6 protein-coding genes, 1 tRNA gene, 2 rRNA genes, 1 pseudogene and 1 riboswitch are annotated in these 12,436 nt (G+C 45.2%); of the genes and pseudogenes, 5 read left to right on the top strand and 5 right to left on the bottom strand.

Going from position 1 to position 12,436, the window contains the following annotated elements:
* Positions 1-49: 49 nt before the first annotated feature.
* A complete protein-coding gene (locus AND4_RS13490; RefSeq protein ID WP_009843533.1) occupies positions 50-1,831 on the top strand; it encodes a PglL family O-oligosaccharyltransferase in 1,782 nt (593 codons plus the stop codon).
* Positions 1,832-1,911: 80 nt separating this feature from the next.
* Here the strand turns inward: AND4_RS13490 and AND4_RS13485 are convergent, their stop codons facing one another.
* Positions 1,912-3,033 (bottom strand): alanine--glyoxylate aminotransferase family protein, encoded by a 1,122-nt coding sequence (locus AND4_RS13485; protein ID WP_009843532.1) that lies wholly within the window; start codon positions 3,031-3,033, stop codon positions 1,912-1,914.
* A gap of 223 nt (positions 3,034-3,256) precedes the next feature.
* A riboswitch (Lysine riboswitch) is annotated at positions 3,257-3,435 on the top strand.
* 120 nt (positions 3,436-3,555) lie between these two features.
* Here AND4_RS13485 and lysC point away from each other — a divergent pair.
* Positions 3,556-4,905 carry a lysine-sensitive aspartokinase 3 gene (lysC, locus tag AND4_RS13475; RefSeq protein WP_009843530.1) on the top strand — a complete coding sequence of 450 codons (1,350 nt, stop codon included), beginning with the start codon at positions 3,556-3,558 and terminating at the stop codon, positions 4,903-4,905.
* A 66-nt stretch (positions 4,906-4,971) separates the two neighbouring features.
* Here the strand turns inward: lysC and metH are convergent, their stop codons facing one another.
* Positions 4,972-8,652 (bottom strand): methionine synthase, encoded by a 3,681-nt coding sequence (metH, locus tag AND4_RS13470; RefSeq protein ID WP_009843529.1) that lies wholly within the window; start codon positions 8,650-8,652, stop codon positions 4,972-4,974.
* A 189-nt stretch (positions 8,653-8,841) separates the two neighbouring features.
* On the opposite strand from metH, the gene AND4_RS13465 reads away from it, so the two are divergent.
* The 3 genes and pseudogenes from AND4_RS13465 to AND4_RS19590 all read left to right on the top strand — a co-directional run.
* Entirely contained in the window at positions 8,842-10,167 is a 1,326-nt protein-coding gene (locus tag AND4_RS13465; RefSeq protein WP_009843528.1) for a sodium:proton antiporter, read from the top strand.
* A gap of 158 nt (positions 10,168-10,325) precedes the next feature.
* Positions 10,326-11,361 (top strand): IS630 family transposase gene (locus tag AND4_RS20125; protein ID WP_186004053.1). Its coding sequence is split into 2 segments (ribosomal slippage): positions 10,326-10,792 and positions 10,791-11,361, totalling 1,038 coding nucleotides; the frame shifts between segments, so codons are not numbered across the junction.
* Positions 11,362-11,392: 31 nt separating this feature from the next.
* Positions 11,393-11,677: pseudogene (locus AND4_RS19590) on the top strand (transposase); the annotation flags it as partial.
* A gap of 138 nt (positions 11,678-11,815) precedes the next feature.
* Here AND4_RS19590 and AND4_RS13450 read toward each other — a convergent pair.
* The 3 genes from AND4_RS13450 to AND4_RS13440 all read right to left on the bottom strand — a co-directional run.
* Positions 11,816-11,892 (bottom strand) — tRNA-Asp (locus AND4_RS13450).
* A gap of 68 nt (positions 11,893-11,960) precedes the next feature.
* Positions 11,961-12,077, bottom strand: a 5S ribosomal RNA gene (gene rrf, locus AND4_RS13445).
* 120 nt (positions 12,078-12,197) lie between these two features.
* Positions 12,198-12,436, bottom strand: a 23S ribosomal RNA gene (locus tag AND4_RS13440); the annotation flags it as partial.

Raw genomic sequence — 12,436 nt, 5'->3', positions numbered from 1 at the left:
TACAAAGGCCAGCCATTGCTGGTCTTTTTCATTAAAAAACACAAAAATTATGGCTACTATACACGTCAGTGGAACCAACCTTTCTCCCGGGAAAGTACAAGTTCCTCTAAACCGCAAGTTTCTCATCGCACTAACAGCGCTCTTTCTGCTGGCGATGCACATCTTCATGCCAAATCCGGGTGGTTCTGGACTTGCGTTGTCTTTCAATGCAACCACATGGATTGCGCTCAGCTTTGCTCTCGGCATTGGTTGCTACCAACTTGCGAGCAATCGGGTGTTACGTTATTCCAAGTTAACCATTGGTCTGTTGATAAGTTGCACCATCATGACCATACCCATCTTCTATCCGAATGCGAATAGTACGCTTGCAGCCAATAAGCTTATTGGCCTTTGGTGTGGCATGCTTTTCTTCATTGTGCTGCAACAATTCCATTTCAGTAACAAGCACCGCCAACGCTTACTGTGGTTTATTGTGCTTGCCGTCGTGATCGAAGCGATTTTCGGCTTAACTCAATATCTTTATCTCAAGCCAGAAAACGTATTTAACTATGACACAGTAGCGAACCGCCCTTATGGTATCTTTCAGCAACCAAACGTTATGGCGAGTTTCCTTGCGACTGGCTTAGTGATCGCCAGCTACCTACTCGCCCGACAACCTTACAAATATTCACATAAACTTAGCGATATTTACCTGCTTTACGCCGTACCTGTAGTGACCTTGCCTTTGATCGTAGCTCTTGCCTCACGCACTGGCTGGTTAGCATCCATCATTGCGATTTTGATGGTCATCCCATATATGTACCGCTTTGCAACACGTGCACGCTTTGTTCGCTGGATCGTTGCCATGGCAATAGGTCTCGCTTTATCAGTTGTCGTGATAAATATTGCGTTTCCAGATGGAGGTGGCCTAGCAAGTGAAAAAGTAAATATGCAATCGCCGCGAACATACACCTTTCCACAAACATTGGATATGGTGATTGAGAAACCATTCACTGGATACGGCTACGGCAAATTTGAATCAGAATACATGCTATACACTGCGCGCCAGCATGCACTCAATGAAAGCTATCCTGCGGGTTTACCCGCCATGGATCACCCACACAATGAACTCTTGTATTGGGCAGTAGAAGGTGGGTTACTGCCAATTCTCGGTATCTTTTTAGCAATAGTACTAGTGCTATATCGTATCTACCAAGCCAAACGAGGGACTCGCTTAGCACTATTGGCGCTGTTTATTCCGGTCGTTCTGCACTCACAGTTAGAATACCCTTTCTATCATTCATTAGTGCATTGGCTAATCTTTGTGATTCTGCTTTACTGGGTCGACCAACGCGTCTCTCGCTATCGTCAAGCACCATTTAGTAAAGTGACCAAAAGCTTACTCCGAGTATGTAGCCTTGTCGTTCCAGCGGTGTTTACCTTCTACATGGTGAGTGCTCTGCACACTAACTACGTGCTCACCAAGTTTGAAACCACGCGTCCAACCAATCCCGACATCTTGAATCAAGTGACAAACCCCGTGGTTTGGAAGGATCGATTCGACTGGGACGTGTATAGCACTTTTTTAAATATCGGCTTATATAAGCAAGATCCAACCTTGATACAGTCTTACATTGATTGGTCTTCAGTTATTATTAAGGACAAGCCACGTCCAGCATTTTATAACAACCTAATATTGGCATACCAAGGGCTAGATGACACCAGCAAAGCAGAACAGATTCGTGCAGAAGCGCAGTTCCTGTTCCCTAACATTGACTTCAGTAGCATTAATTATCAACCACCATCGCAAGCCATTTCAGCCTCACCAACGCCACTGTCTGTGATGGAGTGATCGTCACACAATCACTTGGTAATTAAACACAACAAAGCGAAGGTGTGACCTTCGCTTTGCCTAACCTCATCACTGGTTTTTTACTCAGTTAACGACTCTTCTAAAGCGCGCAAACACAAAGCCACATTTTCAGGTCGAGCACCATAGCCCATCAGGCCAATTCGCCACGCTTTACCAGCCAGTACGCCAAGGCCCGCGCCGATCTCTAGGTTGTAGGTTTCAAGTAAGTGACTCCGCACTTTTGCTTCATCCACTCCCTCAGGAACATAAATCGCATTCAGTTGTGGCAGGCGATAATCTTCTTCTACCACAAATTCAAAACCTAGTTTTTGCAAACCCACTTTAAGCTTCTCGTGCATTAACTGGTGACGTGCCCACGCATTTTCCAAACCTTCATTTTTAAGCATGAGTAACGCTTCATGCAGCGCGTATAAACTGTTCACTGGCGCTGTGTGGTGGTAGCTGCGTTTACCCTCGCCGCTCCAATAACCTAATACTAGGCTTTGATCTAAGAACCAACTTTGAACTGGTGTCGTTCTAGATTGAATTTTTTCAATAGCAGCAGACGAAAACGTTACTGGCGACAACCCAGGAACACACGACAGGCATTTTTGGCTACCAGAATACACAGCGTCTAACTGCCACTCATCAACTTTGAGTGGTACACCACCAAGCGAGGTCACGGTATCGACAATCGATAGCAAGCCATACTGCTTCGCAAGTTTACCTAAAGCTTGAGCATCACTCACCGCTCCCGTTGATGTTTCTGCATGAACAAAAGCAAGAATCTTGGTATCTGGGTTCTGTTTTAATGCTTCTTCGACCTTATCCAACGAGACAGGTGTTCCCCATTCATCATCGACGACAATCGCTTCACCACCAGCACGAATTACATTTTCACGCATGCGCTCACCGAAAACACCATTTCGACAGACGAGCACCTTGTCACCCTTTTCAATCAGGTTAACAAAGCACGTTTCCATACCTGCACTGCCCGGAGCAGAAACTGCTATGGTAAATTCATTTTCGGTTTGGAAGGCGTATTTAAGCAGTTGTTTTAACTCATCCATCATAACGATGAAAAGCGGGTCTAGATGGCCAACCGTTGGGCGGCTAAGTGCCTGCAAAACCTGAGGTGAAATATCTGATGGACCAGGTCCCATCAAAATACGATGTGGGGGAATAAAACTTTGAATCGCCATGTCAGCTCCTTGATTGCAGTCATTCATCCTGAGCAGTTGCATACGCTCTATTCAAAAGGTTGGCTCAGGGTCGGAACTTTCACCCTAATAGATTTTTCCTCTGTCAGCAATTAACCCTAAGTATAGAGGTCAAACCACTGTCACAAATTCGTTAATAAAAAACTTTATAATCGTTGCAATTTTGGTTGACAATGTGGCAGCAAAACCGTTCAATGATAAAGCTTTATGCAGAAGAGGAGCACTGCCTAGGTAGGTGATTTGTGGAGCCGCAACTCCAATACCAATCACTCAGGGGGAGCAGTGCCGAGGTAAGTCAAATTTGCCGGATTTGACTTGTCGGTTGACTTGGGTTGAATCCCATCAACTGTCATCAACGCTGTTTGATGAAGAGCTTCTGAGGGTAAATTTTAAATCACATTCTTACTACCTCTCTATTTGCTCTGTTCCTTTCCTCACCATACATTGGATGTATTGGGCAACCCATTAATTGTTGTTATTTTCAGGAAGTCGCGGGAGAACGCAGTGAGCGCATTTAACGTAGCAAAATTCGGTGGAACCAGTGTTGCCAACTTTGAGGCAATGAGTCGTTGCTCCACTATCATAAAAAACAATCCAAATACCCGCCTTGTTGTGAGCAGCGCTTGCTCTGGCGTTACCAACCTTTTAGTCGAATTAGCAAATGGTGTTCAGGACCAAGAACATCGCGCAGAAGTATTGCAAAAATTAGCCGATATACATGAGTCAATATTAGCTCGATTACAAGATGCGGCCAAAACCGCTACTGAAGTTTACGAGATTCTCGATACAGTCACGAGCCTTGCTGAGGCTGCCTCTATTCAAGCAAGCAGTAAACTCACCGACCATTTAGTGGCATGTGGCGAGCTGATGTCCACTCATGTTCTTGCTCAGCTAATGCGCGAGAAAGGCCTCAACGCTGTTCGTTTTGATATTAGGGATATTCTCAAAACCGATGGCAACTTTGGGTGCGCAGAACCCAATGTTGAGACAATCGCGCAACGGGCGCAAGAAAAGCTGGTTCCACTTTGCCAGCAGTACGTGGTTATCACTCAAGGGTTTATCGGCTCAGATGAAGAAGGTAACACAACAACTCTTGGTCGTGGTGGCAGTGACTACAGCGCCGCATTGATCGCAGAAGGCGTGAAAGCGGCAGGCCTAGAGATTTGGACCGACGTTCCGGGCATCTACACCACGGACCCGCGCATTGCTTCAAAAGCCGCACCAATTCCAGAGATCAGCTTTAGTGAAGCATCTGAAATGGCAAACTTTGGAGCAAAGATCCTCCACCCTTCAACCTTAGTTCCTGCGCTTCGTCATGATATTCCGGTTTTTGTTGGTTCCTCTAAAGAACCCGAAAAAGGCGGCACCTGGATCCGCCATCAAGTAGAGAGCTCACCTTTATTCCGAGCACTCACTCTGCGCGACAACCAAACCATGGTGACACTGCGCAGTGTTAATATGTTTCACGCATACGGCTTCTTAGCCAAGGTGTTTGAGATCCTAGCAAAACACAAAATCTCCGTCGATCTTATCACCACATCTGAAATCAGTGTTTCACTCACTCTTGATCAAACAGACACATCAGGTGGCGCCCCACAGCTCCCACAAGCAGTGCGTGAAGAACTAGAAGAACTGTGTAAAGTAGAAGTAGAACACGACTTATGCCTGGTCGCTCTGATTGGTAATAATATGAGTGAGTGTAAGGGTTACGCTAAGCAAGTTTTTGGTACCTTAGAAGACTTTAACCTACGCATGATTTGTTACGGCGCCAGCCCGCATAACCTGTGCTTCCTTGTTCATGAGTCGGTATCACGCCAAGCAATTCAAAAACTGCATACAGAATTGTTTGAGTAATAAAATTTAACTCATCAATAAACAAGGGCTGCACATCGCAGCCCTGTTAGTTTGTTGACGGTTCGGTTAACCATTAATGTTTGGACCAAGCCATTTTTCTGCTTCGATCCTATCCCACCCTTTGCGATCAGCGTAACTGAGTAACTGATCCTCTTGGATCTGCGCAATCGCAAAATAACGTGAGTCAGGATGCGAGAAGTACCAACCTGATACCGAAGCACCTGGATACATCGCATAACTGGAGGTCAGCGACATACCAATATTTTCTTCAACATTCATTAGATCCCAGATCGGTCCTTTCTCTGTGTGCTCAGGACATGCGGGATAACCTGGTGCTGGGCGAATACCTTGGTATTTCTCGCGAATCAGTTCTTCATTCGACAGATCTTCCTCCACAGCGTAACCCCAAATCTCCTTGCGCACTCTTTCATGCAAACACTCAGCAAATGCTTCGGCCAGACGATCAGCAACCGCTTGAATCATAATGGCATTGTAGTCATCACCTTGTGCTTTGTACTCATCTGCAAGTTCACGCTCGCCGATACCACCTGTCACCGCGAATGCACCAATCCAATCTTTTTTACCCGACTCTTTCGGAGCAATATAATCAGAAAGGCAGTAGTTGAAACCTTTAGGCTTCTCGGTCTGCTGACGTAAATTCAGCAAAACTCTTGCAACTTCGGTGCGCGATTCATCCGTATAAACTTCAATATCATCGCCCACACTCGCCGCTGGAAATAAACCACACATACCACGGGCCTTAAGCAATCCCTCACTCTCAATGCGTTCAAGCAAATCATTGGCGTCTTTATATAAACGTTGCGCTTCCTCTCCAACCTCAGAGTGTTTAAAAATAGTCGGATACTTACCGACTAACGACCAAGTCATGAAGAAAGGTGTCCAGTCGATATACTTACGTAACGTCGACACTTCAAAATCATCAAAAACGTGAATGCCAGGCTTCGCTGGTATAGGCGGGGTATACGCTCCCCAATCAATCGCGACTTTATTCGCTCGTGCCGCTTCTAACGTAACAGGCTTAGTACGCGGTTTCTTACGGTGATGCTGCTCACGCACGCGTTCATAGTCTGCATCCAACTTTTCAACAAAGCCGGGGCGGCGCTCATCTGATAGCAGTGAGGAGCATACACCAACCGCACGAGAAGCATTGTTCACATATACCACGGGGTTTTTATAGTTCTGCTCAATCTTAACCGCCGTATGCGCTTTCGATGTTGTTGCACCACCAATCAGAAGTGGCACATCAAAATCGAGACGCTCCATCTCTTTTGCCACATGCACCATTTCATCAAGAGAAGGCGTGATTAGGCCTGATAAACCGATGATATCGACATTCTCTTCTTTCGCGACTTTAAGGATCTTGTCGCACGGTACCATGACGCCAAGGTCAATGATTTCATAGTTATTACATTGCAATACCACACCGACGATATTCTTACCGATATCGTGCACGTCGCCTTTTACCGTCGCTAGCAAGATTTTGCCATTCGATGAACCCGCTTGCTTTTCCTCGTTAATGAAAGGCTCTAGGTGCGCTACCGCTTGCTTCATAACACGCGCGGATTTCACTACTTGAGGAAGGAACATCTTACCTTCACCAAATAGATCACCAACCACGTTCATACCGTCCATTAATGGACCTTCAATCACTTCAAGTGGCTTAGAGGCATTGAGGCGAGCCTCTTCAGTATCTTCGACAATAAACTCTGTTATGCCCTTTACAAGCGCATGCTCTAAACGTTTCTCTACCGCCCAGGTACGCCACTCTTGTGCCGAGGCATCCTCCTCTTTGCCAACGCCTTTACCCGCATACTCCGCCGCTATATCTAACAATCGCTCGGTTGAATCGTCACGGCGGTTCAACACCACATCTTCAACCGCTTCACGGAGTTTATCCGGGACGTTGTCATAGATTTCTAATTGACCGGCGTTAACAATGCCCATGTCCATACCATTTTTAAAACAGTGGTATAGGAACACCGCGTGAATCGCTTCACGAACGTAATTATTACCGCGGAATGAGAAGGAAACATTAGACACACCGCCAGAGATCATCGCGTGAGGCAAGTCGCGCTTAATGTCGGCAACCGCTTCGATGAAATCCACGGCATAGTTGTTGTGCTCTTCGATGCCCGTCGCAACGGCAAAAATATTCGGGTCAAAAATGATATCTTCCGCAGGGAAGCCGACTTCATCAACCAAGATACGATAAGCGTTAGTACAAATTTCAAGCTTGCGTTCACGTGTTTCCGCCTGACCGAGCTCATCAAAGGCCATGACGATCACAGCCGCGCCATAACGGCGAATCAGCTTTGCTTGTTCAATAAACTTCTCTTTCCCTTCTTTCAAAGAGATGGAGTTCACAATACCCTTGCCCTGAATGCATTTAAGCCCTGCTTCGATCACCTCCCACTTAGAGGAGTCAACCATGATTGGCACTTTGGAGATTTCTGGTTCGGACGCGCAGAGATGAAGGAAGCGAACCATACAGGCTTCAGCGTCCAACATACCTTCATCCATGTTGATGTCGATGATCTGAGCACCGTTCTCAACTTGCTGACGAGCAACCTCAAGAGCCTCATCGTAGAGCTCTTCTTTGATCAGACGTTTGAAGCGCGCCGAACCCGTTACGTTAGTGCGTTCACCAACGTTAATAAACAGCGACTCTTTTTCAATCGTCAGAGGCTCGAGACCGGATAAGCGACACGCAACCGTAAGATCTGGCAACTCACGAGGTTTCATACCTTCAACCGCCATTGCCATATGGCGAATGTGCTCTGGTGTCGTACCACAACAGCCACCAATAAGATTGAGGAAACCGCTCTCCGCCCACTCTTTTACATGATTCGCCATCTCTTCAGGTGAAAGGTCATACTCACCAAAAGCATTTGGTAAACCCGCGTTTGGGTGAGTAGAAATAAAAGATTCGGAAATACGAGATAGCTCTTCTACGTAAGGGCGAAGTTCGTCAGGACCAAGCGCACAATTTAAGCCAAATGAAATCGGATTAACATGACGCAGAGAATTGTAAAAGGCTTCCGTTGTTTGACCAGAAAGCGTGCGTCCGGAAGCATCGGTTATGGTGCCGGAGATCATGACTGGTAATGTAATCTCTAATTCTTCGAAAACGCTATCAACCGCAAAGGCACAAGCTTTCGCGTTTAGCGTATCAAAGATAGTCTCGATGAGGATAAGATCGGAACCACCTCTAATCAGAGCTCGAGTGGATTCAGAATATGCTTCAACCAGCTCATCAAAGGAAACATTTCGATAGCCCGGATCATTAACATCAGGAGAAATAGAACAGGTACGGTTTGTCGGACCAAGCACTCCCGCAACATAACGCGGACGATCTGGTGTTTTTGACGTCCACTCATCCACAGCTTCACGAGCAAGCTTTGCAGCGGCAAAGTTAATTTCCTCACTCAGGCTTTCCATTTCATAGTCAGCCATCGCGATCGTCGTCGCGTTAAAGGTGTTGGTCTCAAGAATATCAGCGCCAGCTTCTAAGTAAGCGCTGTGAATTTCCTTAATCAATTGAGGCTGAGTGAGCACCAACAAATCATTGTTGCCTTTTAGATCACTATGCCAATCTGCAAAGCGTTCTCCTCGGTAGTCTTGCTCTTCAAGTTGGTATCCTTGAATCATGGTGCCCATACCACCATCGATCAATAAAATACGTTGCTTTAATTGAGCTTCAATCTGTTGTCTTACATTACTTCCCACAGTACAGCCTCATTCCTTTTGTTATCTCTCCATCCTAACACACAAATTAAAGGAGTCTAGACGTCTAAAATGCAAATTGATGATTATTTTGTTTGCGTTGAATTACAAAATAATCCCGAAAAAATGTTTGCTATTTAGTCAACATCATCCGAGAATTCCATTCATAAAATGTTACATAAAGAGAGCTCTATGTCGGTCTATCATACTTTATGTTTTCTATCTGCGGCTGCAATGGTTATTGCCTTTGTAAACAGCAAGATAGGAAAGATGCAAACCACCATCGCAATCACTGCTGGTTCGATGATTCTTTCACTTCTCATTCTAATCGCAGGTCAAAATGATTGGTTTCACCTCAACGAGATAGCAACCGAGACCGTTACCAGCATTAATTTCGAAGATTTTCTTCTCAAGGGTATCCTTGGATTCCTGCTGTTTGCTGGTGGCTTAGGTATCAAACTCCCTAACCTCAAAGATCAAAAATGGGAAATCACCGTGCTCGCTTTAGGTGCGACGCTGTTCTCCACTTTTTTCATTGGCTTTGTACTTTACGGTTTCTGCCAAGTTATCGGTATTCAATTCGACCTTGTGTACTGCTTGCTCTTCGGTGCACTTATCTCCCCAACAGACCCGATTGCGGTACTCGCTATTGTTAAAAAGCTCAACGCCCCAAGACGCATCTCAACACAAATTGAAGGTGAGTCCTTGTTTAACGACGGCTTTGGTCTGGTGATTTTCGTAACGCTATTCACCATAGCATTCGGCACCGAAGCACCAACAGTGGGCAGCGTTACACACCTATTTATTCAAGAAGCGATCGGTGGCATTGTTTACGGCTTCGTATTAGGTTTAATTTTTCACTACCTAATCAGTGCGACCGACGATCACTCAATGGAACTGCTGCTCACTATTGGCGTTCCAACCGCTGGTTACGCATTTGCAGAATACCTTCACGTATCAGGACCGTTAGCAATGGTGGTATCGGGTATCATGATTGGTAACTGGACACGCTTTATTGGTTTCTCGAAAGAAAGTGAAGATCACTTAGACCACTTCTGGGAATTGGTCGATGAATTCCTAAATGGCGTGTTATTCCTACTGATCGGTATGTCGATGCTTCTGTTCGAATTCCATAAAGAAGACTGGATAATGATGGCCATTTCAGTACCACTTGTACTGGCTGCTCGCTACCTCAGTGTATTCATCTCTTATATCGGCTTTAAGCGCTACAGAAAGTACAACCCGTGGTCAGTGAAGATTCTTACTTGGGGCGGCTTACGTGGAGGGCTTGCATTGGCCATGGCATTATCAATCCCCTCAGGTATCTTGGTCATTCCAGAAAAATTGATTGATGTAAAAGAAATCATCATGGTGATGACTTACTCGGTGGTTGTGTTCTCTATACTTATCCAAGGTTCAACCATTACACCAATGATTGAGAAAGCAAAACAAGCCGAGAAAGAAATGGAACAAGAAGCTTCTTCTGAGACGCAAGAATCAAAGGCTTCTCAAGAATAATTACTTACATCATCGCTATTGCTAGGCAGCCTCATGATGGGCTGCCTTTTTTATGGCTTGTTTGCAAATAGACTTATCGACAATACTCGAGTACCGAATATCAATTAAAGTAAAAATAAAATCTAATTGAGGCTGTCGAACTCTTACAGAAAATCGCGATGGATAGCCTTAATAATACTGATTTTAAAAAACTAGCAAGCCAACAAAAAACTATTCAAATGAAGGTTCGCTTGCTAGCACTTGCCCACTTCAAAGAAGGTCACTCGCGCACTCAAATTGCCAAATACCTTAAAGTCAGTCGAACTAGTGTAAACAAATGGGTTCAAACATTTCTTGAAGAAGGATTGGAAGGGCTTCAAGAAAAACCTCGCACAGGCAGACCTGCATATCTCAATGCAGAACAACGAAAACAACTCAGTGCATTCATTAAAAAAGAAGCAGACTCCCCTTCGGGCGGGCGCCTTGTCGGGAGCGATATACATGACTACATCGTGAAAAACTTTGATAAATACTACCACCCTAATTCTATCTATTATCTCCTCGATCACATGGGTTTCTCTTGGATAACTTCTCGCTCCAAACACCCTAAACAATCACAGCAAGTCCAAGACGATTTTAAAAAAATTCAAAATAGAAACGATCCTTAAGATCCCCGGTCATATTGGGCTAGAGAGTGTTGATGTCTGGTTTCAAGACGAAGCTAGGTTTGGCCAACAGAACACAACGACACGTCTTTGGGCGGCTCGTGGAACGAGACCTCGCGTGGTAAAACAACAGCAATTTGAATACGCTTATTTGTTTGATTCAGCATACCCTGAAAGAGGAATTGGTGAAGCCATGGTGGTTCCCTGGGTTAACAAGGACATAATGACCAAGCACTTAGAGCAGATATCTAAGGCTACTAAAAAAGGACGTCATGCTGTCGTTATAATGGATGGTGCAGGCTGGCATACCGATGATATTGCGAGAGAGTTTAATAACGTCAGTACTATTAAGCTTCCTCCCTACTCGCCAGAGCTTAACCCTATAGAGCAAGTTTGGAGTTGGTTGCGACAACATTATCTAGCGAATCAAAGTTTCACTGATTATAACGACATTGTTTCCAAGGTTTGTCGCGCTTGGAATGGATTTCTTGAGTGCAAAGATCGTGTCACAAAAATAAGCAGAAGAGATTGGATAAACCTGATCAGTTAATTTTCCGGATTGGTATAAGGCTACTAAAAAAGGACGTCATGCTGTCGTTATAATAGATGGTGCAGGCTGGCATACCGATGATATTGCGAGAGAGTTTAATAACGTCAGTACTATTAAGCTTCCTCCCTACTCGCCAGAGCTTAACCCTATAGAGCAAGTTTGGAGTTGGTTGCGACAACATTATCTAGCGAATCAAAGTTTCACTGATTATAACGACATTGTTTCCAAGGTTTGTCGCGCTTGGAATGGATTTCTTGAGTGCAAAGATCGTGTCACAAAAATAAGCAGAAGAGATTGGATAAACCTGATCAGTTAATTTTCCGGATTGGTATAAGTGGCGGAACGGCGGGGCGCCTAGTCTGGGCTTGCACGTAATTGGAGTCGTTCCCAGCAAGGGAAAGTCTCCTGCTCTTAAACGACAAAACCCAGTCCGAAGACTGGGTTTCTAAATAAGTGGCGGAGCGGACGGGACTCGAACCCGCGACCCCCGGCGTGACAGGCCGGTATTCTAACCAACTGAACTACCGCTCCGCACTGGTTAGACATTTAAGTCTAAATTTTTGTCTTCATCTTTTTGAAAAGATAAAAACGAAATTAAAGCCTGGCGATGTTCTACTCTCACATGGGGAAGCCCCACACTACCATCGACGCTAATTCGTTTCACTTCTGAGTTCGGAATGGAAATCAGGTGGGTCCAAATCGCTATGGTCGCCAAGCAAATTCTTTTTGTCTTCAGGTCTAATTCAACCTAAAAACAATCATTCGGAAAGCTGTTTTTGTTCTCACACATTCAATCTGTTCTTGCTTTGAGTCCATCAAAACCTCTTGGGTGTTGTATGGTTAAGCCTCACGGGCAATTAGTACAGGTTAGCTCAACGCCTCACAACGCTTACACACCCTGCCTATCAACGTTCTAGTCTCGAACAACCCTTTAGGATACTTAAAGTATCAGGGAAGACTCATCTCAGGGCTCGCTTCCCGCTTAGATGCTTTCAGCGGTTATCGATTCCGAACTTAGCTACCGGGCAATGCCATTGGCATGACAACCCGAACACCAGAGGTTCGTCCACTCCGG

The sequence above is a fragment of the Vibrio sp. AND4 genome (assembly GCF_000171815.1).
Lineage (GTDB): Bacteria > Pseudomonadota > Gammaproteobacteria > Enterobacterales > Vibrionaceae > Vibrio.
The sequence above is the reverse complement of the archived record's forward strand: the minus strand, read 5'-3'. Positions and strand labels throughout refer to the sequence as shown.